This window comes from Chryseobacterium turcicum, assembly GCF_021010565.1.
Taxonomy (GTDB): domain Bacteria; phylum Bacteroidota; class Bacteroidia; order Flavobacteriales; family Weeksellaceae; genus Chryseobacterium; species Chryseobacterium turcicum.
Genome location: NZ_JAJNAY010000001.1, coordinates 1,320,490 through 1,345,372 on the forward strand (window position 1 = coordinate 1,320,490; position 24,883 = coordinate 1,345,372).

Below are 24,883 nucleotides of genomic sequence, written 5' to 3' on the forward strand. Positions count from 1 at the left end.
GAGCTATAATGCTTTTTCACGCAAAGTTTTTATTTAAACGAATCTTGATTTTAAGGAGCAAAGAGTTGCGACAAGTCGCTGATTAAGCTAGCTTCATAAAATCAATTGTATTGATTCATTCTTTGCTCCTTAAATTTCGAAGGTATAGTATTTAAACCTTTGCGTTAAAAAAAACAAATTTTCATTTTTTAATAACGTATTGCAAAGAAAAACTGTCGATTTTGCGGTCAAAAAGTTATAAACTATCAAGTCTTGTAATTAATAATTTGAAACCTGGTTGCTTGCTATAGAGTTCACGTTAGAATAAATCGACTTTGGTCGCAATTGCTAAAAATACGGTGAAAAAACGGTTCTTACATAGATGACATATGATAAAGTAAATTCTGTTGTTCTGATTCTTCCTTTCGTTGAAAATACGTTTTGAAACATGGTTTTATTTTTGAAGAGTAAAAGTATCATTTATTTTCAAAAAATATTATCTTTAACTAAAGATTCAGATGTATGCAGAAGGCGATTTACAATAAAAACGATTTACGGGTTTTCGTGAGAGATATGATTTCGGGGAAAGTGAAAAAGCTTGAGTTTTATCTCAACTTTACTTTAGAAGCCAGCCGTGAAGTAAAAAAAACTTCAAAATACGATTCTATCCGTGAAGAAATGCACGAAGAGATTTACCATTTAGATAAACAGATGGCCAACTTAAAAGAGATGCAGCTACAGATGAAGAAAGTTTTAAATTCTGAATCTGAGCATGCTAAATTGGGTTCATTAGTGATTACCAATAAAGCAAGGTTCTACATCTCAGTTTCATTGGGTGAATTTTTCTTTGAAGGCGACCGTTTCTACGCCATTTCCCCCGAAAGCCCGATGGCAAAAAAAATAATGGGCATGAAAGCCGGTGAAGAATTTACGCTGAATAAAATTCATCAGAAGATTGAGACAATTTTGTAATTATCAATTATCAATTATCAATTATCAATTATCAATTATCAATTATCATCACTGTTAAACTTCCTTTATCCTGCTTCGTGCTTCCGGCATTTTTCATTATTTTTGTTACATGAATAAAGCAGAAGTTTTAAAAAATATCATAGAGCAGAGAAGAAGCATCTTTCCAAAAGATTATTCTGAAACCGAAATTTCACAAGAAATTATAGACGAAATTCTTCATTCGGCGACGTTGGCTCCCAATCATAAACGTACAAAACCTTGGCGTTTTAAAATCTTCAAAGGCGAAGAAAAGGCAAAATTGGCGGTAGAAATGCAGGAAATCTATAAAGCTACTCAGGCTCCACAGGTTTTTCTAGAAAAAAAATACAACGATATTGGTTTTAAAATCAATAAAGCGGATGCTGTGATTTCTATTATCGTTAATTTCAGCGGAATGGTTCCTGAATGGGAAGAAATTGCCGCGGTTTCTATGGCGGTTCAGAATATGTATCTTACGTGTAATGCAAATGAAGTAGGCTGCTACTGGAGCTCTCCTAAAATAGTTGACCATCTGAAAGATTCTTTAACCATCGAAGAAAACCAAAAGTGTCTTGGCCTTTTCTACATGGGAAATGTTGATTAATGTAACAATGTAACAATATAACAATTAGGGTAGATGACAAATGTTGATTGACAGAAAAATATTTTAGCCCTGATGGAAACGGCATCCTTTTTTGTTATTGCGATTGGGAAAAAATTCAATTTGTTGCCTCATCTTGTTCGCAATAACAAAAAAGATAGAGTGTACAGCAGGTTCCCGGCTCCTAAAAAAAAATAATATTCTAAAACTTTTTACTTGAGTCTTTTTACTTGAAACTTTTTACTATCTTTGCAAACTTATAATATTTAACCCGGGACGAGTTCCCATAACATTCAAACATTATGTCAGTAAAAATCAGATTACAGAGACACGGATCAAAAGGAAGACCTTTTTTCCACATCGTAGTTGCAGATGCAAGAGCTAGAAGAGATGGTAGATTCATCGAAAAATTAGGTACTTACAACCCAATTACAAACCCTGCTACAATAGACTTGAACGTTGATGCTGCTGTAAAGTGGTTAAACAACGGAGCTCAACCAACTGACACGGCTAAAGCGATTCTTTCTTACAAAGGAGCTCTTTACAAAAAACACTTACAAGGTGGTGTTGCTAAAGGTGCTTTTGACGAGGCTGAAGCTGAAAAAAGATTTGCTGCTTGGTTAGAAGCTAAAGATTCTAAAGTACAAGGTAAAGTAGAAGGTTTGGCAACTGCTAAATCTGATGCTAAAAAAGCTGCTTTTGATGCTGAAACTAAAGTAAAAGAAGCTAGAACTGCTGCTGCTGCACAAGCTGAAGCTGATGCTAAAGCTGCTGAAGAGGCTGCAAACGCACCTGCTGAAGAGGTTACAGAAGAACCAACTGCTGAAGCAGAAGGAACTGAAGAAGCTCAGGCTTAATTCTTCTAAAAAGATACAAAGCAAAGGCACGATTTTTTCGTGTCTTTGTTGTTTATACTGAAAACCAGTACCCTTATCAAAATTCTTAACCTTGATAAGATTTTAAAGAGAAAAACCAATTTTTAAGATTCAATATCATGCTGAAATGAGCATCATCTAACATTGATTGTAAAGAGCAATGAAGATAAGCAAATTTAATATGATTATTAAAAACAGATAAATATCTAGATATGAAAAAAGAAGACTGTTATCTATTAGGAAAAATCACACGCAGACACGGGCTTGCCGGAAATGTTATCCTTAAACTGGATACAGACCAACCCGAGCTTTATAAAAAACTGGATTCTATTTTTGTAGAAATCAACGGTCTGTTGGTGCCTTTTTTTCTTGAAAAATCTTCTTGGAGCAAATTGGATGCTTTGAATATTGCTTTTAAAAATTCTTCGGAAGCTTTGGTTGATCAGTCTTTAGGGAAAAGTGTTTTTTTGCCCTTAACAAGTTTGCCTAAACTTACTGGAAACCAGTTTTACTATCACGAAATCATCGGATACGAAATTTTAGATGAAAATGATAATCATTGTGGGGTCATCAGATCAGTAAATGATCAGACGGCTCAAAACTATTTCGTAACCAATTTAGATGGTAAAGAAGTGGTAATACCAATTATTAAAGACTGGATTATCGAAGTAAACCGTGATGACCAATTTATTAAAATGCAACTTCCGGAAGGTTTAATTGATGTATTCTTGGTGCCTTCAAAAAAGGATGAGTAATTGACAAGCTACTAATACACTATTTTTTTTCATGTTTCACATCATCATATTTTGTGTATTCATGACAAAACAGATAAAATAAAAAGACTTTTAGTTCAAACTAAAAGTCTTTTTATTTTACTTATTGATGTACAGCAGGCAATACATATTCCTGCACCATTTTATCAACTTGTGAATGTGAATAAGGTTTGTTGTAAGCTTTAGCAGTAATTACCATAACAATTGGCAGCTCGCTAAACATAATGATTTTATTCCCTCCGTTTCCGCTAGATTGATAGGTTTCAAAACTTTTGTTTCCTATTTTATATATTTTTCTCCAGAACAAATATCCATAACCTTCAAAATCTGAAGTATCTGAAAAGTAATTGGTAAAAGATTTTTTGATCCAATCTTTATTTAAAATTGTTTTACCGTTCCAAACTCCATTATTCTTATACAATTGTCCGAATTTTGCCAAATCTAAAGCTCTCATTCGTAATCCTCCAGCCAAAGAAACTTTATTTTGAGGGGTGTATTGCCATTTGTAATTCTTAATTTCAAGTGGTTTGAATAATTTTTTGTCAGCATAGTTTTCCAAACCTTTAGGAACAGATTTATCCAAAATATCTCCGGATAAAACGGCACCAGCAGTAAAATACGACCATTTTTCCCCTATTTTATTTTCTGTCATTGGTAAATCCAAGGTGAACTTTACCCAATTTTCCGTGGGATACATATTTTCTTCGTTTCCGGGAGAATCGTAATCAGAATCGTTTCCATCAAAAGAAGAACTCATTGTCATCAGACTTTTTATGGTCACACTATCTTTTTTTGAAGAATAATCTTTAAATGTTTTCAAATCATAAAATTCACTTATTTTTTGATTTTCACTTTTAAGATACCCATCTTTCATGGCTATTCCTGCTAATGCTGAAGCAAAAGATTTTCCAACCGAACGCGTGTCGTTCAAACTGTCTCTATTATAACCGTTGAAATATTCTTCCAGCAACAATTGATTATTTTTAATTACGACAATTCCGGTAATTTCTCTGAATTTGTTTTCAGCAATTTTTTGATTTAAAAGTCGAATTTTTTCTTGATCAAATTTTTCTTCTGAAACTTTCCATCCACTATTTGGTTTGATTTTTTGAATGGTAATTTGCTCTTCAGAAACATTCTTTTTCGGAACAATTAATTTGATTTCTCCTGATGCAATCACATTTCCAACTTTCAAGGTTGATGTTTTTAAATAAGGTTTAATTTCAATTTTTAAAGTGTGATTTCCTTCTTCTAAAGCATCCAATCCTCCATTGGCAAAATAAAAGCGTGACCAAAGATATCTTCCCCAAGAGTCTTCATTTTGTGTATTTAAAAATGGAATTCTGAAATTGGTTTTGATTTTTTTATCTTCTGATTTTCCAGCTCCAGAATTCAAATTTTCGGTATAAATCAACTTTCCGTCAACATAGAATGTGAATTGATAGTTTCCTTTTTTCAATAACTCATCAACAGTTAACGAATTATCAAGCTGATGAAGATAATTAACCAAAGAATTGTCATGAAAAACTCGAATATCAAAGTCTTTATCTTCCTGAAAAATCATCGTTTTAAGAAAATCAGATTCTTTTAGATCGTCAAGCGGAACAACCTTATCCAAAAATAAAATTTGGTTTAAATGGTTTTTCTGAGTTTGATTTTCAATTTTTTCTGTCCCGACAATATTTTTAGTTTGGCTCAATGAAAAACTGGAAACTAAAATCAGGGTAAATAGTAAGATTGATTTCATTTTAAATTTTAAAAGACAAAAATAAAATGTTCAGCCCAGAAAAAATAGAACAGAATTAACGTTTTGATTATTTCAAAAGGTTTCTGTACTTCAAAGGTGTAATTCCTATATTTTCTTTAAAACAACGAATAAAATGGCTTTGGTCTGAAAAACCACAATCTAAAGCAACCTCAGTTAAAGATTTTTCTTTGGCTGTAAGGATAGATAAAGACTGATTAATTTTTAGCTTTCGAATGTAGTCTCCCAAATTACAATGAAAATATTTATGAAAATCTCGGCTAAGGTGAATAGGATGAACATTTACTATTTGAGAAATTTCCGTCAGATTTAGTTTCTCATGAAAATTTTCGTGCAAAAGTTCATCGATTTGTTTTACCCAACTTGGTTTCTTTTCTAAAAGCAACTTCGGAGTCGTTAATTGACTGAAAATATCTAATAATAATTGAGCTACTGAGATTTCAGAATTACTGTCATTGATTTTACTTTCTTTAAAAATTTTATACATCAAAATTTTCAGCTCCGGATTTTTAAGATTGAAACTTCCTTCGAGATGAGTTTGATTGATGTTCAACGCTTCAAACCATTCTTTGGGTATTTCAATATGAAAACCTCGGGTAAAAATATCAGGTTTTTTATTGTAATGCGGATCTTGCCAATGATGATAGAGTAGTGTGCCTGCAGCGCAATCGTAGATTTCTTTTTTGTTTCCTTCAAGCATATTCCCCTGAAGAAGAAAAGTAAAATATGCGTTCTCATGATAATGCCAATCAACATACGGGTGAATGTATTCTGTATCGGTCACAACTAAGCCATCAAAGTGAAGCGTTTTGTTGGTCTGCCCGAAAAATTCACCATTACCAAGAGTTTTCATTGTAGTTTTTGCTTTAAATTTTCAATCTGGGCATACATTTTATTAAAAAATATTTTGCGGTCACGGTTTCCGGAAGCACTTAAAGACTTTGAATTTTTAATTTGATGCTCAAAATAATTAAATGTTTCATTACACGTTTTGGTATCGTTAATTAAGATATATCCAAAAGTATTTAATGGCAATGCCAAAAGTGAATTTTGAGGATGCTGAAAAAATATATCATTCGAAAGTTGCATCAGCTCATTCTCATAGATTTGGTACTTTGAATTGGTATCTGTTTTATGCTCAATATACTCAATTAATTCTGTTACTTCTGTCAAAATAATTTCGGCTTCATTTTTTAATAAAAGTCGGGTGTCAGAATAGAATGAAATCTGTTGCAAGATACTTGAGATGGTTGTGTCATTCCACAGTTCGATTACATTTTGTTCTTCATATTTTTTTCGTAATTCTTTAGTATTCAATTCGAAATTTGGAGGTGAAAATTGTAAAAAAGGAACAAATACCTGTTTTGCATTGAGCAAATTCATCCACACATAAATTTTAAAACGAGAAAGCATCGTATCTGAAAGTGTATAAAAAAACGGAATATCTTTCGCCGAATAATAAATCGTCATATCCTCGGTAAGAGGAAGTTTGGCAAAAACGCTCAGATTATTTTGAAAAAAAGACTGCAAATCTTCCGTTGATGTTACAGGCGAAGTTTTTTGTACGACCAGTTGATTTTCTGAACTAATCATTTCATTCAATGAAATCTGATAATACTTTGCCAATTCTACAGCTTCTTCGAAACTGAATTTTGCTTTCATTGAAGTTCTTCTGTGCGCAGCATCATAGCTAATGTTGAGAATATTTGAGATCTCATCATTTAAAGATTTATCGCCAATTTTTTTTCTGATTTGTTTCAGTAATGTTTCCTGATGCATGTTTTTGTGATTTTCACAAATGTAGAGATTTATTTTAATTTTTTTTCGCATTCATAAAAAGTGTTTTCAAAATTAGCTTTGAACTATAATTTAAAACTACAGGTTATGAAAACGAAGTTATTTTTAATCATTGCGATGGTATTCAATAGTTTGGTGTTTTGTCAGGATAGTTTAAAGGTGAATGAGCAAAAAGTACGATTAATTGCTGTAACCCCTTTGAACGATGACATCACAAAAGTAAACGGATTGACAGTTGGGTTGGGTTTTGACCCTAAATACCTTCTCAAAGATGATGATCTTACAGAATTACAAACTGTAAACGGAATAAATCTAGAACCTAATCCTTTAGGAATTATTTATTGGTTTTTTTATAATCCGTCTGGATTTGAACACCAGCAATTGATTAAAGTAAACGGTATTAATCTTTCTTTAGCAGGATATTTAAGAGGAATAAGTCACAATGGTATCAGTCTTTCGATGTACAATTATGGTCATACGATGAATGGCGTGATGGGTTCTTTGATTTCTTTTGACATTGAAAAAGCAAGAGGTGTTTTTTTTGCAACAATGAATGTCTCATCCAGAGAAATGAAAGGGTTGAGTATCGCTCCTTTTAATGGTGCTGAAGTTTTAAGAGGTGTTCAAATTGGTTTTTACAACAACAATTCGGATGGGAAAGGTTTGCAGATTGGTTTGGTTAATAGATCTAAGAAAATGAAAGGTCTCCAGATTGGCTTTTGGAACAAAAACGGAAAACGTACACTGCCATTAATAAATTTTTAAGCCATGAGAACTTTTATCATAGTAATGTTTTTGTGCCTGAATCTTTCTGCACAAAACTTGGAAACAGTAAAATCTGAAAGAACTTTAATAGAAGCCGGATCGTTTTTGAATTATTCTAAATTTAAAACGAAACAAAAAGCTGGATTTTTCGTAGGATATTGGTATAGATTTCCTATTGACGAAACAAAAACCCGTTTAGAGTTGGGAACAAATTTGGGGTACAGCAATAGTTTTTATGAATTTAATTATAAAAAAGAAGGAATGTTGTATCCTATTCGTTCAGAAGAATTTGTTTGGAATTTGGGAGCGAGAATGGTAAAAGAATATCGTATTAAAAATAATAAAATAGAATGGGTTTCAGAATTTGGTCTTCATACATTGATTTTTAATGACGGAGATGTGCCAAAAGATGAACCGGACAAAACTGATTCTCAGAGTAATTATCTTACCAATATAGATACAAATACTGCCACTTTTTCATCTTTAAAAATAGGTCAGGGAATTCGTTTTTGGAAAAACAATGTAGGAATCGGTGTTCAGGCCTCTTATCTCCCTTACAGACTTTGGAACAAGGAAATCACGCCTGAAGGTTTTAATTCTTTCTCGATTGAAACGAGCTTACTTTTTAAGTTTTAAAATAGATAAGCAAGCATGTAGTAAGATATAAAATGGCAATTTTTCACCGTAAAAGTGACAAATAAATGATTGGAAAAAGAGAAATTCAAAAGTTGTCAAAATATTAATTTAAGCTTGTTTTGTGAGCTTTTGTACAACTTATCTCTCCTGAAATCTTTTGTTGCTTTTGTGGTTAAAAAAAGCACTAAACATTTAAAATAATAAGAAATGAAAAACTTAATGATAGGAATTACAATGCTTCTTTGTCCTTTTTTCAAAGCGCAATACGGAAGTGATAAAGACTGGAAAATAATAGGAATCATTATAAGTACAAGAATCGAGGCTACTTCTATTGATAATAAATCATTTTTTTCTTTCGGACCTAAAATTCCGATTAATGAAAATAATTATGTGAGTTTTAGAGGGCATTTCAATTGGTGGGATTTACCAGATAGAAAACTTATTGTGATTCCCGAATTAGATTATTTCCGTAAAGTAGCTTCATTTGAAGGAGATAAAAACGTGATAAAATATTTGTATGCAGGAGCCGGAATTACACCGAATGCAGTTTCACCAAAATTTGGAGTTAACTTCTTTTATCTGTTTTCAGCCGAGTTAGGATATAATTTCGAATATAAAACATATAAACACTTTCCGACTGAAGGTTTTCGATTTTCTTTTGGAATCAACCTCGTTTATTAATAAAGCTTTCTAAACTAATTTAAATTTAACCGAAAAAGAGACAAAAGATATTCTAAATGTATAATTATTAGATGATTAAAGTCACCAGAATAATAAAAATCAAAGATTTTTGAAAACTTATGTGTTCTTTTTTCATTTTAAAAATAAGCTTTAATAGAAATATCTAAATCTTTTGTGCCTTTTGTGGTTAAATAAAAAATTTAAACAAGTTTAATTTAAAAAATCACACTTATGAAAACTATACCTTATCTATTAATAGCCATCAGATTTTTTCTTGCCCCCATCATTATTTTACATTCTTATTTATATGGTGGCGAATCAAGATATTTCATTCTCACTTTAATGTATGTGGGATTACTCACAGATATTTTCGACGGAATCATTGCACGAAAAGTAGGCGTTTCCTCCGAAAAATTAAGAAGATTGGATAGTCAGGTTGATTTAATATTCTGGCTGTCATTGGGTTTTGCAGCTTATTTTCTAAATCCTACATTGATAAGAGATGAATGGCAGGGCATTTTACTAATTTTTATCATGGAAGCACTTTGCTATATCATAAGCTGGATAAAATTTAAGAAAGAAACCTGTACTCACGCTTGGATTTCAAAGTTTTGGGGGATTAAGCTTATTGCTGGCTTTTACTTTTCTTATTGGCTTTCAGCAGGTAGGTTGGGCATTTTACCTTACGATTATTTTAGGTTTTATTTCTCATCTTGATGTTATCCTTATTATTTTGATTCTTCCTAAATGGCAATACGATATTCCCAGCTCTTATCACGCCTGGAAAATAAGAAATGGTGTACAAAGAAAAAAAACAACATTCTTTAATTAAGTATTGGAAAAAATTTCGAAAGAATAGATATCTGATTGTAAGTCTTTTATCTTTAATCTATTTTCTTTCATCTACTTAATAATTGATTTTCAGGATTAAATGATGATTTTTAAATCGAACAGCGTAATAAACCAAAAGTTACGCTGTTTTTTGTAACTTTGCCAACATTAATTTTTTAGACAAAATTTTTATCATCAACAAATGAAAAAGCAAACAATTAAAGAAGTCCTTCAGGACTACAAAAAAGTATTACATCATGACATTACAGTTTACGGTTGGGTAAGAACTTTCCGTGCAAATCGCTTTATTGCGCTAAATGATGGTTCTACGATTAATAATTTGCAAATTGTAGTTGATTTTGAAAATTTTGACGAAGAAATCATCAGTAAAATCAGTACAGCTTCTTCACTGAAAGTAGTAGGAGAGGTGGTAGAAAGTCAGGGTGCTGGGCAAGCAGTAGAAATTATCGCTAAAAAAATTATTATTTTAGGAGATAACTTTACCGAAGAAAGAGACAAAACGATTCTTCAGCCTAAGAAACATTCATTGGAAGTGTTGAGAGAACAAGCGCATTTGAGATTCAGAACCAATTTATTTGGGGCGGTTTTCAGAGTACGTCACGCAGTGAGTTTTGCCATTCACTCTTTTTTCAATAAAAATCAGTTCTTTTACATCAACACACCAATTGTAACTGGAGCAGATGCCGAAGGGGCAGGGGAAATGTTTGGAGTAACCAACTTCGATTTAAATAATATTCCGAGAGACGAGCAGGGAGATATTGATTTCGCTCAGGATTTCTTCGGAAAGAAAACAAACTTAACAGTTTCTGGACAGCTTGAAGGAGAAACAGCAGCAATGGGATTAGGAAGAATTTATACTTTCGGACCAACTTTCCGTGCAGAAAATTCAAATACAACCCGTCACTTAGCTGAATTCTGGATGATTGAGCCTGAAGTTGCTTTCAATAACTTGGAAGACAACATCGATTTGGCAGAAGATTTCCTAAAATATGTGATTCAGTACGTTTTAGACAACTGTAAAGACGATTTAGAGTTCTTAGACAAGCGTTTTGCAGAAGAGCAAAAATCAAAACCAGAAAAAGAAAGAGCAAAAGAAGGCTTAATCGAAAAGCTGGAAAATGTAATTGCTAAACGTTTCAAAAGAGTTTCTTATACCGAAGCAATTGAGATTTTATTAAACTCAAAAGAAAATAAAAAAGGAAAATTTGCTTATCCAATCGAAGAATGGGGCGCAGATCTTCAGTCTGAACACGAAAGATTCTTGGTTGAAAAGCACTTCGAGTGCCCTGTAGTTTTATTTGATTATCCAAAAGAAATCAAAGCATTCTACATGAAGCTAAATGATGACAACAAAACCGTTGCCGCAATGGATGTACTTTTCCCAGGTATTGGTGAAATCATCGGTGGTTCAGAAAGAGAAGCAAGATTAGATGTCCTAAAAACTAAAATGGCAGAAATGCACGTTGACGAGCACGAATTGTGGTGGTATCTTGACACAAGAAGATTCGGGTCGGTTCCTCATGCAGGCTTCGGTCTAGGTTTAGAAAGATTGGTACTTTTCGTAACAGGAATGACCAACATCAGAGATGTAATTCCTTTCCCAAGAACTCCAAAAAACGCAGAATTTTAATTCTCACAAAAAATAGACAAATGTCCTTGAAATTTTCAGGGACATTTTTTATTATATATAGATGTCAAAAACTACACATCAAAAACTACACATCAAAAACTTTCCAACACTAAAACACTAAAACATTAAAACCCTCATACTCTCCAACTCACTTCCCTATTTTTTCAAGAGCTTAATCCCGCTTTCCGCTATATCTTTTTCGCCCATGCTTTTTAACAATCCTTATTCAGAAAAAGGATGTCGCTACAATCGCGGCCCATATCTTTGAAATAGTATTAACAGATAAACAAAACCAGGTTGCAAAATTCTATCGGGGCGAGATACATTTTAGATGATATTGTACACCTTAGGCTAATCCACCTGGTTTTAATTGTTAATTGCATTAAAGTCTCAATAGTACTTAAGCACTTGGTTTTGTCCAAAGATGCTGCATAAACAATGAGCCAAGATCATTGCAGTTTTTTGTTTATCACAAAATGGTAAAGCGATGAATTTAAAGTATTCAGTAGGCCTTGATGTTTCCAGCAAGAAAATCAATGCCTGCCTCAGTATTATTGATGAAAAGCAGAAAGTGAGGTTTAAATCCAGTTGCGTCATCCTCAATACCAAGAAAGGTTTTGAAGATTTGGAGCATTGGATATTGAATCATCAGCAAGAAACTCTTCCTTTGGTGGTTTGTATGGAAGCTACGGGGATTTATCACGAGAACTGTGCTTATTATTTATTTGAGAAAGGTTTTTCGGTATCCATTATTTTGCCCAACAAAGCCAAGAAATATTTGGAAGCTCTTGGCTTAAAATCAAAAAATGATTCGATAGATGCAAAAGGATTATCACAAATGGGAGCAGAGCAGTGTTTGGAGGTATAGCAACCTATGGGTTCTTTTTTTTATCAGTTGAGATTACTGACAAGACAGCATCAAAACGTTGTGGAGTTGAAAACAGTTTTAAAAAATCAGCTTGATGCTTTAGGTTTTGCGATGCATCACTCGGATGAAGTGATGGGTCAGTTGAGACAAACCATTGCATTATTTGAAACTCAAAGCAAAGAACTCATCAATGCGATTAAAAAGCATTTAAAATCAGATGATACAATTTCGTCAAGATTCGCTGAATTATTAAAAATAAAAGGATTAGGGATATTGACTTTAGCGACAGTTTTGGCAGAAACTAATGTTTTGAATTATTCAAAAACTACAAACAGTTGGTTTCTTACGCGGGTTATGATGTTGTAGAAGCGCAGTCCGGAACGCGTATCGGAAAAACGAGAATATCAAAGAAAGGCAACTCGAGAATAAGAAGAGTTTTACACATGCCCTGTCTTGTGGTGATACAATGTGGCGTGAAAAAGTACAAAGATTTATTCGACAGAACTTACGAAAAGCACGGAATAAAAATGAAAAGTTATGTTGCTGTACAAAAAAAACTTTTGGTTATGATTTATCATTTATGGAAAAAAAAGGAAGAATATAATGCTGATTATGAAAAAAACATCCAAGAAAAGGAGCAGGTGATTTCCTCTCTGTCTGCTTTTGAAAAAAGCAAAAAAGTAGTCCCAACGAATTGAGACTACACAAGGTAAACCTCCAGTGAAATATCACAGTATGTTTCCTCTCTGTGTTACAAAAGTATAAAATTTATTAAAACAAATTTGCTTTTTAAGATAGTACCTAGGAGATACTATGTAATAAAGAAGTTTTAGTGTTCCCATTTGATTTTCCAAAATCTCGAGAACCACCCTCCATTTTTCCATCAGCCTTACGCCCCGCCAACAACAAGAGGCGCAAAAGCAAGAACAACTACAACAACAGAATGGTATTACATTCCCCTCCCAGGGAGGGGTGTTAAAAAATCAAAGATTTTTTGACGGACTGGTTTTCCGTTTCAACCCTCCATAAAACGTTATTTTTCCTAAACCTAAACCTAAACCTAAACCTAAACCTAAACCTAAACCTCCAATCTCTATCCATCACTCCATAGGAGTGCTATCTGTGTAGATAAACAATTATCACAATTGAGCGCTTCGTAGAATCGCCATCTTTGTATCCCAACGATATGATTATATAATGAGCTTCGTAAGAGGGACTCCAACCCACCAACTAAATTATTCATCCAACCAGTCAGTTGTTTAAGCTTCAATATGAATTGAAATTAAACATAATGTTAAATAAATTAGGATTGTGTTTATAAAAAGTACTACTTTTGCCCCACTGAAAAACGAAAGAGATTCAGTAGCGCAGAAGCCACTATTTATATAGTTTAAAAAGAAAAAACTAATATCCACTTTAAGATATAAAATCAAAAAAAACTCTTTAAAATTTTTAGCGATAAAGATTGTGAGAATTAAAAAGATTAGTATCTTTGCAGTCCGGTAAAACGGGAAGCGCAGGAGTAGATAGATTAGGTGTAGAGAGAAGGATTTAGGGTCATCAAAAAACTTTAAAATTTCTTCAAAAAACATTTGGTCAGTTAGTAATAATTTTTTACTTTTGCACACGCAAATCGATACTGAAAACGACAGAAAATGTAGGTATCGTAAAAAGCGAGAGAGAAGAGATCATTGAAAAATAATATACAACCAAGTAAGGAAAAACTAAAGCGTCAATTAACTTTGAGTGAGTCAGACAAACATACAATGGAGAGTTTGATCCTGGCTCAGGATGAACGCTAGCGGGAGGCCTAACACATGCAAGCCGAGCGGTATTTGTCTTTCGGGACAGAGAGAGCGGCGTACGGGTGCGGAACACGTGTGCAACCTACCTTTATCAGGGGGATAGCCTTTCGAAAGGAAGATTAATACCCCATAATATAATGATTGGCATCAATTATTATTGAAAACTCCGGTGGATAGAGATGGGCACGCGCAAGATTAGATAGTTGGTAGGGTAACGGCCTACCAAGTCAGTGATCTTTAGGGGGCCTGAGAGGGTGATCCCCCACACTGGTACTGAGACACGGACCAGACTCCTACGGGAGGCAGCAGTGAGGAATATTGGACAATGGGTGAGAGCCTGATCCAGCCATCCCGCGTGAAGGACGACGGCCCTATGGGTTGTAAACTTCTTTTGTATAGGGATAAACCTTTCCACGTGTGGAAAGCTGAAGGTACTATACGAATAAGCACCGGCTAACTCCGTGCCAGCAGCCGCGGTAATACGGAGGGTGCAAGCGTTATCCGGATTTATTGGGTTTAAAGGGTCCGTAGGCGGATCTGTAAGTCAGTGGTGAAATCTCATAGCTTAACTATGAAACTGCCATTGATACTGCAGGTCTTGAGTAAAGTAGAAGTGGCTGGAATAAGTAGTGTAGCGGTGAAATGCATAGATATTACTTAGAACACCAATTGCGAAGGCAGGTCACTATGTTTTAACTGACGCTGATGGACGAAAGCGTGGGGAGCGAACAGGATTAGATACCCTGGTAGTCCACGCCGTAAACGATGCTAACTCGTTTTTGGGTCTTCGGATTCAGAGACTAAGCGAAAGTGATAAGTTAGCCACCTGGGGAGTACGTTCGCAAGAATGAAACTCAAAGGAATTGACGGGGGCCCGCACAAGCGGTGGATTATGTGGTTTAATTCGATGATACGCGAGGAACCTTACCAAGGCTTAAATGGGAAATGACCGGTTTAGAAATAGACTTTTCGCAAGACATTTTTCAAGGTGCTGCATGGTTGTCGTCAGCTCGTGCCGTGAGGTGTTAGGTTAAGTCCTGCAACGAGCGCAACCCCTGTCACTAGTTGCCATCATTAAGTTGGGGACTCTAGTGAGACTGCCTACGCAAGTAGAGAGGAAGGTGGGGATGACGTCAAATCATCACGGCCCTTACGCCTTGGGCCACACACGTAATACAATGGCCAGTACAGAGGGCAGCTACCAGGCGACTGGATGCGAATCTCGAAAGCTGGTCTCAGTTCGGATTGGAGTCTGCAACTCGACTCTATGAAGCTGGAATCGCTAGTAATCGCATATCAGCCATGATGCGGTGAATACGTTCCCGGGCCTTGTACACACCGCCCGTCAAGCCATGGAAGTTTGGGGTACCTGAAGTCGGTGACCGTAACAGGAGCTGCCTAGGGTAAAACAAGTAACTAGGGCTAAGTCGTAACAAGGTAGCCGTACCGGAAGGTGCGGCTGGAACATCTCATTTTAGAGCGTCTTCGGACGATAAAAAATAAGGACACAATGTGTCCATGCACTTACTTAAAGAGAAGCTTTAGTTTTTATTTGGTTGATATATAAGTATAAGTAAAAAGGTTAAAGTAAAAAGAGCCAAGTGTAACAGCTTGTATTAATTACTCATTACCAATTATTTATTACTTATAATATATATAAGAAATACAAAACCCACTAGAAATTAGTATTAGGGAAGAGAGATTGAGTATGAAGAAGAGAAAAAAGAGATATGCAAATATTACTTATTACTCATCACCCATTACTCATAACAAAGTCTCGTAGCTCAGCTGGTTAGAGCGCTACACTGATAATGTAGAGGTCGGCAGTTCGAGCCTGCCCGAGACTACTAATTTAAATAGAGGTTAGAATCTAGAAATTAGAAGTTAGTTTTTTACTAATCTCTAACTTCTAACTACTAACATCTAAACTAGCGGGGAATTAGCTCAGCTGGCTAGAGCGCCTGCCTTGCACGCAGGAGGTCAAGGGTTCGACTCCCTTATTCTCCACATTGTTATAGTAATATAACATGATTTATGGTTTAATTTTAAGAAGCAAATAGAGCCAAAAACAATATTTTGCGAATTAGATCAGAAATAGCATAAAGATCATTGACATTAACGGTAAAAATATCACAAAGAGAAAACCGAGCGCAATTAAGCGTTTGAGTTTACAAAAATATTTTAGCAGCAATGCTAAAGCAAAAATACTGAACTAATTAATAATTAGGAAAGAAATCGTTAAGGGCGTATGGCGGATGCCTAGGCTTTCAGAGGCGACGAAGGACGTGGTAAGCTGCGAAAAGCTGCGGGGATTGGCACACACGAATTGATCCGCAGATGTCCGAATGGGGCAACCCGTCTGGTTGAAGACCAGTCACTCCGCAAGGAGAGCAAACCAGGAGAACTGAAACATCTAAGTACCCTGAGGAAAAGAAATCGAAGAGATTCCGTAAGTAGTGGCGAGCGAACGCGGATTAGCCCAAAAGCTTTTATATGTTTAATAGAATGTTCTGGAAAGAACAGCCATAGAGGGTGATAGCCCCGTATATGAAAGGCATATTTAAGTGATAAATGAGTAGGGCGGGACACGTGAAATCCTGTTTGAATATGGGGGGACCATCCTCCAAGGCTAAATACTCCTGAAAGACCGATAGTGAACAAGTACTGTGAAGGAAAGGTGAAAAGCACTTCGAATAGAAGGGTGAAATAGAACCTGAAACCGTACGCCTACAAGCGGTCGGAGCCCACAAGTTGGGTGACGGCGTGCCTTTTGCATAATGAGCCTACGAGTTAATGTTACTAGCGAGGTTAAGTACTTCAGGTACGGAGCCGGAGCGAAAGCGAGTCTGAATAGGGCGCTTAGTTAGTAGTATTAGACGCGAAACCTTGTGATCTACCCATGGGCAGGTTGAAGCTTTGGTAACACAAAGTGGAGGACCGAACCGGTTGACGTTGAAAAGTCTTCGGATGACCTGTGGGTAGGGGTGAAAGGCCAATCAAACTGGGAGATAGCTCGTACTCCCCGAAATGCATTTAGGTGCAGCGTCGTGTATAAGTTTATTAGAGGTAGAGCTACTGATTGGATGCGGGGGAGTCAAATCCTACCAATTCCTGACAAACTCCGAATGCTAATAAATGTTCCACGGCAGTGAGGGCGCGGGTGCTAAGGTCCGTGTCCGAGAGGGAAAGAACCCAGACCAACAGCTAAGGTCCCCAAATCTCTATTAAGTTGAAGCAACGCGGTTGGACTGCATTGACAGCTAGGATGTTGGCTTGGAAGCAGCCATTCATTTAAAGAGTGCGTAACAGCTCACTAGTCGAGCGGTCCGGCATGGATAATAATCGGGCATAAATAGAGTACCGAAGCTATGGATTTACAACCTTGAGTTGTATCTGGTAGGGGAGCATTCTGTTTGCACAGAAGCTGAGTCGTGAGGCTTGGTGGAGCGGACAGAAAAGAAAATGTAGGCATAAGTAACGATAAAGCGGGCGAGAAACCCGCTCACCGAAAGACTAAGGTTTCCTCAGCCATGCTAATCAGCTGAGGGTTAGTCGGGACCTAACGCGAACCCGAAAGGGGTAGTGGATGGACAATGGGTTAATATTCCCATACTTGCTCACACTAAAAAGGGGACGGAGTGCCGTACTTACTGGAGACTGACGGAATAGTCAAGACCTAGCCTTCGGGCGAAGTTGTTGTAGGGAAAGTGCTTCCAAGAAAAGCCGAAGTGAAGCAACCCGTACCATAAACCGACACAGGTAGTCGAGGAGAGAATCCTAAGGTGCTAGAGTGAATCATGGTTAAGGAACTAGGCAAAATAGTCTCGTAACTTCGGGAGAAGAGACGCCATCAGCAATGGTGGCCGCAGTAAAAAGGCCCAGGCGACTGTTTATCAAAAACACAGGACTCTGCAAAATCGAAAGATGCAGTATAGGGTCTGACACCTGCCCGGTGCTGGAAGGTTAAGGAAGGGCGTTAGCAGCAATGCGAAGCGTTTAACTGAAGCCCCAGTAAACGGCGGCCGTAACTATAACGGTCCTAAGGTAGCGAAATTCCTTGTCGGGTAAGTTCCGACCTGCACGAATGGTGTAACGATCTGGGCACTGTCTCAACCATGAGCTCTGTGAAATTGTAGTCTCGGTGAAGATGCCGAGTACCCGCAATGGGACGAAAAGACCCTGTGAACCTTTACTATAACTTCGTATTGACTTTGAGTAAGTAATGTGTAGGATAGGTGGGAGACTTTGAAGCAGGCACGCTAGTGTTTGTGGAGTCAACGTTGAAATACCACCCTTTACTTACTTGGAGCCTAACTTCTTTTAGAAGGACACTGCGTGGTGGGTAGTTTGACTGGGGTGGTCGCCTCCAAAAGAGTAACGGAGGCTTTCAAAGGTACCCTCAGCACGCTTGGTAACCGTGCGTAGAGTGTAATGGCATAAGGGTGCTTGACTGTGAGACCTACAAGTCGATCAGGTGCGAAAGCAGGACATAGTGATCCGGTGGTTCCGTATGGAAGGGCCATCGCTCATAGGATAAAAGGTACTCCGGGGATAACAGGCTAGTCTCCCCCAAGAGCTCACATCGACGGGGAGGTTCGGCACCTCGATGTCGGCTCGTCACATCCTGGGGCTGGAGAAGGTCCCAAGGGTTGGGCTGTTCGCCCATTAAAGTGGCACGCGAGCTGGGTTCAGAACGTCGTGAGACAGTTCGGTCTCTATCTATTGCGGGCGTTAGATGTTTGAGAGGGCTTGATTCTAGTACGAGAGGACCGAATTGAACAAACCTCTGGTGTATCAGTTGTTCCGCCAGGAGCACCGCTGAGTAGCTACGTTTGGAAGAGATAAGCACTGAAAGCATATAAGTGCGAAACTCGCCTCAAGATGAGACATCTTTTAAGGGTCGTGGGAGATGACCACGTTGATAGGCTATAGGTGTAAAGTTGGTAACAGCATAGCCGAGTAGTACTAATTACCCGTAGATTTATAGCCTAATTGGCAACTGCTTAATTGCGCAATTAAAGGTTCTCTCTTTGTGAATATTCTTATCGATAAAACCAGAAGTTAGAAACTAGATATTAGAAGTTAGTTTTTTACTAATCTCTAACTACTAAAATCTAACCTCTTATATACAACCTTTAGGGTGGTTTTAGCGGTGGGGCTCACCTGTTCCCATTCCGAACACAGAAGTTAAGCCCACCAGCGCCGATGGTACTGCGAAAGCGGGAGAGTAGGTCGCCGCCAGTTTTTTTTAAAGTCTCATACATGAATTTGTATGAGACTTTTTTTTTGCAATAAACTTAAAGCGAAGGTAATAGGTAATAGGTAATAGGTAATAGGTAATAGGGCGCTCCTTCGGAGCGTAACCTTTGTAAAAAGGAATAATTCTAGCCTAATCTCTTATAGCTCCGGAGGAGCGACACTATTATCCACATTATATTTATCCATTATATTATTAACAAACTCATCATAGGCATATTTATATCTTGAATAAAATTTGCTATTAACCTAAATCTTTGTTTTATGCTGTGTTTTCTAGCCCGGATAGCAGCGACATCCTTTTTCTTGACGAAAGGGAAAAGCGGAGGGTGTCATGAAAAAGATACAGCGGAGAGCCGGAAATAGCTCCTGAAAAATTAAAGTGAAAATAAATGGATTTCTGGAATTACTGTACAGAATAAAAGGTAGTATTTTGTAACAAAATAAGCCAAAACGTAATTGTATTGGCTTTATAAATTTAATACTACAAAAATCGTGCTAATAGCTGTTTTTCCAAAAAAAAATATTAAATTCGTAGATGTTATGTTAACAAACACAAAGTAGAATATGCTAAAACAACATTTACAACTTAAATTAGGACAGAAACTTGCCCCTCAGCAAATTCAGCTGATGAAGTTGATTCAGCTTCATACTTTGGAATTTGAAGAAGAGCTTGAAAGAGAACTTGAAGAAAATCCGGCACTTGAAGTAGCTAAAGACGAATCTAAAGAAGATGAATACTCTACTTTGGATGAAAGCTATGAAAGTGAAGGAACAGAAAGTATAGAAACGGATTTTGATATCAATGAATATCTGTATGATGATGAACCAAGCTATAAAACGGCTTCAAGTAACTATTCTGCTGATGATGAAGATTTTGATAATGAAAGTCTCCTTACCGAAGGGCAGTCGTTGTATGATTACTTAATGGAGCAAATAAACCTTGTCAACATCAGCGATGAAGATTTGAAAATTGCTGAATATATTATTGGTAATTTGGATACCGACGGATATTTAAGAAGGGAAATAAAGGCAATTGTTGATGATTTGGCTTTCTCTCAGGGAATTTATACTACCAAAGAGAAGGTAGAAGATATACTTGAAAATTACATTCAGAAACTTGATCCTTCCGGTGTAGGTGCCAGAGGATTGCAGGAATGTCTTTTACTTCAGATTGAGAAAAAAGTAAGCTCTGATAAAGCAATTTCGTTAGCGGCTAATATTTTGAGATTTCAGTTTGAGGCGCTTACCAATAAGCATTATAATAAGATTATTCAGAAATATGATATTGAAGAAGAAGATTTGAAGGATGCTTTAGATGAGATTTCAAAACTATCGCCAAAAGTAGGCGGTAACTTCGATACACAGACCATTACGATTAATCAGGAAATTATTCCGGATTTTGTAATTCAAGTGAAAGATGGGCAGGTCATCCCAATGCTTAACAGTAAAAACGCACCAACTTTAAGAGTTTCTGAAGAGTATAAAGATATTTTAACCACTTATTCTCATGATAAAAAATCATCTGAGCATAAGCAGGCTGCTTTATTCATCAAGCAAAAATTGGACGCTGCAAAATGGTACATTGATGCTATTAATCAACGTCAGAATACTTTGCTTCAAACGATTAATGCTATTGTGAAGTTTCAGCATAATTATTTTATTACGGGTGATGATAAGTCTTTAAGACCGATGATTTTAAAAGATATTGCTGATATTACAGGTTTTGATATCTCAACAATTTCCAGAGTTGTTAAAAGTAAATATGCCGATACGCCAAACGGAATTCTTTATCTGAAAGATTTGTTTTCTGACAGTTTAACGAATGATGAGGGTGAAGAAGTATCAACAAAAGAAATTAAAAATCATCTTCAAGAAGTAATCAGCAAAGAAAATAAAAGGAAACCTTTAACGGATGATGCCTTAGTGGTGATTCTTAAAGAGCAAGGATATAATATTGCCAGAAGAACGATTGCAAAATACCGTGAACAGCTCAATATTCCGGTCGCAAGATTAAGGAAAGAGTTATAAAAACGGAAAAGCATTTCAAATTTGAAATGCTTTTTTTATGCTGAATATTTAATATTATTTTTAATTTTCCTGAGATTCTATTTCTTTTAATTGGCTTAAATTTTTATCAAGCCTGCTTATAATGATTCCGTAAACTAAGCGGTAATAAACCCAAATTAAGGATACGCATAAAATTGTACCTATAATAATTCCTACTAAAAAACCAATAAGAGTAGAATTACTGACTTCAATATTTTGAATATTGATAATGTAAAAAGTAAAACCTATAAATGCACTCATTAAAACTAATAATAATCCGATATTAGTTAAGATAAAAGCATTCACAGTTTTCTTGAAAGTAATTATTCTAATAATAAAAAGTTTAAGGTCTTCTTCAATTTTAATTTTGCGGTAGTTCTGATAAAATTTTATCACAAAAAATCCGGTAACCACTAAACTTAAGATTTTTACAATTAAATAAATATTATCAAGTTTATTTACAAGTTGGCTATCTTTGTGAACCCCCATTTTCTCTAAAATACTTAAAAAGCTATCCGATTCATTACTTTGTATAAGATAAAATACCCCTAAAACGCTAAATAGTAAAAACTCTGCCACGCTTATCCAGAAAATATATTTCATGTAATTGCGTGATTTTTTATTGAGCATCTTTAGAATCTCATTATTGTCGTATTTTGGTTGAACAGGTTGTTCTTGCCAAGTTTTCTTAAAGCTGTCTAAATCAAATTCAGGCATGTTTTTCCATTTTTTCTTTAAGGATTTTCTTTAATCTGTTCATTTTCACTCTTGCATTTACCTCAGTAATACCCAAATTCTCTGCAATATCTTTATAGGGCAGGTCATCGAGATACATCATTACAATTGCTCTTTCTACATTGGGTAAAGTTTTGATTACGGTATAAAGAAGTGAAATCTGCTGCTGTTTATCATCATCATCTTCAATAAAATCTCTGTGATTGATGTCGAGCTCATTAGTGGGTAAACTTTTACTTTTTTTTCTGAAAAGAGTGATTGCAGTGTTGAGCGCAACACGATACATCCAGGTAGAAATTTTTGAATTTCCTTTAAAAGAATCATAGCTTCGCCAAAGCTGCAAAACAATCTCCTGGAAAAGGTCTTCCTCATCTTCCAGCGAATTGGTGTACAGACGCGATACTTTAATAATCAAACCCTGATTATCTTTTACAAGCTGTGCAAACTCTTTCTCTTTAGAAATCAAAATAAATGTATAACTGCACGAAGATATGATATAATTTGAAAATTTGAAAATTAAGTAATTTGAAAATGAATGAATAATACCTTTTTTTGAAAATAACCATAATAAATTACCCTAGTGATTAAAAATTTTTATGTATCTCCGTTTTCACAACTATTTCATAATTTAACGCAAAAACAAACAAAGAATATTAAAATTTGACTGTTTTAAAGTTATACAAAGGCGTAAACTTAGCAAAGTAATACAAAAAGTTATAAAATATGAGAAATTGCGGACAAGCATAAAAATTTTCAAATTATATCATTATCAAATTTTCAAATTATCATATCTTTGCAGCCACGAGAAAATCGGCTTGTTGATTCTTACTTCGGTAAGGGTAGGAAAGTCCGGACACCATAGAGCAGCAAAGCGGATAACATCCGTCATCCGTGAGGATAGGACAAGTGCAACAGAAAGCAGGTACAGTTCGGCTGTAGTGAAACCAGGTAAACTCTTTGCGGTGCAATGATAAGTATATCGGTTCTTTTCAGTAATGAAAATAGGGGCGGCTCGTCCTGAAAGCCGAGGGGTAATCAGCTCAAGTTTTGCAGCAATGTAAAGCGTAGATAAATAACAGGCACTTTTTTAAAGTACAAAATCCGGCTTATAGATTTTCTCGTTTTTTATTAAACTGCCGCGAATGCACGAATTTTTATTTTAAAATTTATGTATTCGTGGCAGTTTTTTTGATTCTTTTTACTTTTACCTTGGCTCTTTTTTACTCACTTTCCAGGTGTTTTTTAGCATCTTTTAAATCTGCTCTATCTTCTTTTGAAAGTTGTGGGAATTTTAAATCCATTTTTTCTAAAGTATCAATGATAATCTGCACGGCGGCAAGTCTGGCAAACCATTTATTGTCTGCAGGAAGTACATACCAAGGTGCATGATCTTTTGATGTTTCATTAATGGCAGTTTCGTAGCATTTCATATATTGGTCAAACAAAGCCCTTTCTGGAAGGTCTGAAGCTGAGAATTTCCAGTTTTTTTCTTGTTCGTTAATACGGTCTAGAAGTCTTTTCTTTTGTTCGTCTTTAGAAACATTCAAGAAAATTTTAATGATAGTGGTGCCGTTATTGGCCAAATGTTTTTCAAAATCTCTAATACTTTCATATCTGTTGTTCCAGAATTTTTTATCAAAACTTTTTACAGAATCCCAAGTTTTTTCGCTTAAATTATATTCAGGGTGCACTTTACAGACCAAAACACTTTCGTAATGAGAACGGTTAAAAATACCAATCATTCCTTTTTGAGGTAAGGCTAAATAATGTCTCCACAGAAAATCATGTGAATATTCTCTAGAACTCGGAGTTTTAAAGCTTGTCACATTACAACCTTGCGGATTTACCCCACCGAAAACGTGCTCTATTAAGCTGTCTTTTCCGGCTGCATCCATCGCCTGTAGAAAGACTAAAAGCGACTTGCTTCCATCGGCGTACATTTTTTCCTGAAGCTCTCTAAGTTTTTCTTTTTCTTTAATTAGCATTTGTATTCCTTCCTCTTTTGTGATTTTCCCCTTGTATGCTGTGGAAGATTTTTTTATTGAGAAGGTATTTTTAACCAAAAAGTCGTCTGAGAAATTATTTTCCATGTTTATTTAATGATTTAATGATTTAATGATTTAATGATTTAATGATTTAATTCAATAGATAAATGATGATGGAATTTCAATATATGTTAACTATCTAATATCTAACAATATAAATATAACAAAAAAACCGCCTCAATGGAGGCGGTTTAAGAATTTTTTGAGTAAAAATTATTTTTTTGAAGCCAATTTAGCTGCTTTTTTCTCAGCTTTAGCGGCTGCTTTTTGTTCTGCAGGAGTTAATGGTTTTGGTTCTGGAGCGTTTGCATTTACATCACCTTTAATGTAGATTACACTTCTGCTGTTTACAGGGTCATTAGAAAATACCTCAATCATTTTGTTGAATGCTCCAGGGCTAGCAGTATTGTATCCAACTTTAATTTTCGCTGATTTTCCAGGTGCAATAGGATCTTGGCTAAATTCTGGAGTAGTACATCCACAAGCTGGTTTTACATTAGAAAGAATCAAAGGCTTATCTCCTGTATTGGTTACTGTAAAAAATCTTGTACCGTCAGAATTTGGCTTAATTTGACCATATTCATAAGTAGTTTTGTCGAATGTAATTGATTGTGCAGATGCTAATGCAAATGTTCCGAATAATGCAATTCCTGCTAATAAGTTTTTCATATTCTTAAAAGTTAATATGTTTGTTAGATAAATTTTGAGAAACAAAGTTAAAAATTATTTTAATTAATGCTTACATTTTTTTACTTTAAACTATTTTTGCAAATTATAAGTT

Annotated in this window: 19 protein-coding genes, 2 tRNA genes, 3 rRNA genes, 1 other RNA gene and 1 pseudogene; 19 read left to right on the plus strand and 7 right to left on the minus strand. The window is 35.6% G+C overall.

Features of this window, described 5'->3' with window-relative positions:
* Positions 1–501: 501 nt before the first annotated feature.
* From LO744_RS06095 to rimM, 4 genes are all read left to right on the plus strand, one after another.
* On the plus strand, positions 502–951 hold the full coding sequence (locus LO744_RS06095; protein WP_230667866.1) for a GreA/GreB family elongation factor: 450 nt from the start codon (positions 502–504) through the stop codon (positions 949–951).
* Between the two features lie 109 nt (positions 952–1,060).
* A complete protein-coding gene (locus LO744_RS06100; protein ID WP_230667869.1) occupies positions 1,061–1,573 on the plus strand; it encodes a nitroreductase family protein in 513 nt (170 codons plus the stop codon).
* Positions 1,574–1,872: 299 nt separating this feature from the next.
* Positions 1,873–2,427 (plus strand): 30S ribosomal protein S16, encoded by a 555-nt coding sequence (locus LO744_RS06105; protein WP_230667872.1) that lies wholly within the window; start codon positions 1,873–1,875, stop codon positions 2,425–2,427.
* A gap of 230 nt (positions 2,428–2,657) precedes the next feature.
* A complete protein-coding gene (gene rimM, locus LO744_RS06110; RefSeq protein WP_230667876.1) occupies positions 2,658–3,200 on the plus strand; it encodes a ribosome maturation factor RimM in 543 nt (180 codons plus the stop codon).
* 121 nt (positions 3,201–3,321) lie between these two features.
* On the opposite strand, the gene LO744_RS06115 is transcribed toward rimM, so the two are convergent.
* From LO744_RS06115 to LO744_RS06125, 3 genes are all read right to left on the minus strand, one after another.
* Positions 3,322–4,965 (minus strand): serine hydrolase domain-containing protein, encoded by a 1,644-nt coding sequence (locus LO744_RS06115; RefSeq protein WP_230667881.1) that lies wholly within the window; start codon positions 4,963–4,965, stop codon positions 3,322–3,324.
* Between the two features lie 67 nt (positions 4,966–5,032).
* On the minus strand, positions 5,033–5,836 hold the full coding sequence (locus LO744_RS06120) for a helix-turn-helix domain-containing protein (protein ID WP_230667886.1): 804 nt from the start codon (positions 5,834–5,836) through the stop codon (positions 5,033–5,035).
* Positions 5,833–6,762: a 3'-5' exonuclease family protein gene (locus LO744_RS06125; RefSeq protein WP_230667889.1), complete on the minus strand. Its 930-nt coding sequence runs from the start codon at positions 6,760–6,762 to the stop codon at positions 5,833–5,835. Before LO744_RS06125 ends, LO744_RS06120 begins: the two co-directional genes overlap by 4 nt.
* A 105-nt stretch (positions 6,763–6,867) precedes the next feature.
* Between LO744_RS06125 and LO744_RS06130 the strand changes: the two genes are divergently transcribed.
* From LO744_RS06130 to rpoN, 14 genes and pseudogenes are all read left to right on the plus strand, one after another.
* A complete protein-coding gene (locus tag LO744_RS06130; RefSeq protein WP_230667891.1) occupies positions 6,868–7,545 on the plus strand; it encodes an LA_2272 family surface repeat-containing protein in 678 nt (225 codons plus the stop codon).
* A gap of 3 nt (positions 7,546–7,548) precedes the next feature.
* Positions 7,549–8,181 carry a hypothetical protein gene (locus LO744_RS06135; RefSeq protein ID WP_230667894.1) on the plus strand — a complete coding sequence of 211 codons (633 nt, stop codon included), beginning with the start codon at positions 7,549–7,551 and terminating at the stop codon, positions 8,179–8,181.
* Positions 8,182–8,388: 207 nt separating this feature from the next.
* Positions 8,389–8,862 carry a hypothetical protein gene (locus LO744_RS06140; RefSeq protein WP_230667897.1) on the plus strand — a complete coding sequence of 158 codons (474 nt, stop codon included), beginning with the start codon at positions 8,389–8,391 and terminating at the stop codon, positions 8,860–8,862.
* Positions 8,863–9,093: 231 nt separating this feature from the next.
* Positions 9,094–9,694 (plus strand): annotated as a pseudogene (locus LO744_RS06145) (CDP-alcohol phosphatidyltransferase family protein).
* A 201-nt stretch (positions 9,695–9,895) separates the two neighbouring features.
* On the plus strand, positions 9,896–11,344 hold the full coding sequence (gene asnS, locus LO744_RS06150; RefSeq protein WP_230667901.1) for an asparagine--tRNA ligase: 1,449 nt from the start codon (positions 9,896–9,898) through the stop codon (positions 11,342–11,344).
* Positions 11,345–11,831: 487 nt separating this feature from the next.
* Entirely contained in the window at positions 11,832–12,212 is a 381-nt protein-coding gene (locus LO744_RS06155; protein ID WP_230667904.1) for an IS110 family transposase, read from the plus strand.
* Positions 12,213–12,218: 6 nt separating this feature from the next.
* A complete protein-coding gene (locus tag LO744_RS06160) occupies positions 12,219–12,578 on the plus strand; it encodes a hypothetical protein (protein WP_230667906.1) in 360 nt (119 codons plus the stop codon).
* Positions 12,548–12,910: a transposase gene (locus tag LO744_RS06165; RefSeq protein WP_230667909.1), complete on the plus strand. Its 363-nt coding sequence runs from the start codon at positions 12,548–12,550 to the stop codon at positions 12,908–12,910. The genes LO744_RS06160 and LO744_RS06165 overlap by 31 nt, the downstream gene beginning before the upstream one ends.
* 1,065 nt (positions 12,911–13,975) lie before the next feature.
* A 16S ribosomal RNA gene (locus LO744_RS06170) occupies positions 13,976–15,492 on the plus strand.
* 298 nt (positions 15,493–15,790) lie between these two features.
* Positions 15,791–15,864, plus strand: a tRNA-Ile gene (locus LO744_RS06175).
* 86 nt (positions 15,865–15,950) lie between these two features.
* Positions 15,951–16,024, plus strand: a tRNA-Ala gene (locus LO744_RS06180).
* A 221-nt stretch (positions 16,025–16,245) separates the two neighbouring features.
* Positions 16,246–19,006, plus strand: a 23S ribosomal RNA gene (locus tag LO744_RS06185).
* Between the two features lie 147 nt (positions 19,007–19,153).
* A 5S ribosomal RNA gene (gene rrf, locus LO744_RS06190) occupies positions 19,154–19,261 on the plus strand.
* The 16S, 23S and 5S rRNA genes sit together here with 2 tRNA genes alongside, the layout of an rRNA operon.
* A 579-nt stretch (positions 19,262–19,840) precedes the next feature.
* Positions 19,841–21,304 (plus strand): RNA polymerase factor sigma-54, encoded by a 1,464-nt coding sequence (rpoN, locus tag LO744_RS06195; RefSeq protein WP_230667911.1) that lies wholly within the window; start codon positions 19,841–19,843, stop codon positions 21,302–21,304.
* A 60-nt stretch (positions 21,305–21,364) separates the two neighbouring features.
* Here the strand turns inward: rpoN and LO744_RS06200 are convergent, their stop codons facing one another.
* The gene (locus LO744_RS06200) at positions 21,365–22,039 is read right to left on the minus strand and encodes a beta-carotene 15,15'-monooxygenase (protein WP_230667914.1); all 675 of its coding nucleotides are present in this window, start codon (positions 22,037–22,039) and stop codon (positions 21,365–21,367) included.
* Positions 22,032–22,523 carry an RNA polymerase sigma factor gene (locus tag LO744_RS06205; protein ID WP_191181688.1) on the minus strand — a complete coding sequence of 164 codons (492 nt, stop codon included), beginning with the start codon at positions 22,521–22,523 and terminating at the stop codon, positions 22,032–22,034. The genes LO744_RS06200 and LO744_RS06205 overlap by 8 nt, the downstream gene beginning before the upstream one ends.
* Positions 22,524–22,859: 336 nt before the next feature.
* Between LO744_RS06205 and rnpB the strand changes: the two genes are divergently transcribed.
* An RNA gene (gene rnpB / locus LO744_RS06210) (RNase P RNA component class A) lies at positions 22,860–23,182 on the plus strand.
* Positions 23,183–23,277: 95 nt separating this feature from the next.
* On the opposite strand, the gene LO744_RS06215 is transcribed toward rnpB, so the two are convergent.
* The gene (locus LO744_RS06215; RefSeq protein WP_230667917.1) at positions 23,278–24,147 is read right to left on the minus strand and encodes a PPK2 family polyphosphate kinase; all 870 of its coding nucleotides are present in this window, start codon (positions 24,145–24,147) and stop codon (positions 23,278–23,280) included.
* A gap of 168 nt (positions 24,148–24,315) precedes the next feature.
* On the minus strand, positions 24,316–24,771 hold the full coding sequence (locus LO744_RS06220; protein WP_230667920.1) for a DUF1573 domain-containing protein: 456 nt from the start codon (positions 24,769–24,771) through the stop codon (positions 24,316–24,318).
* Positions 24,772–24,883 lie beyond the last annotated feature (112 nt).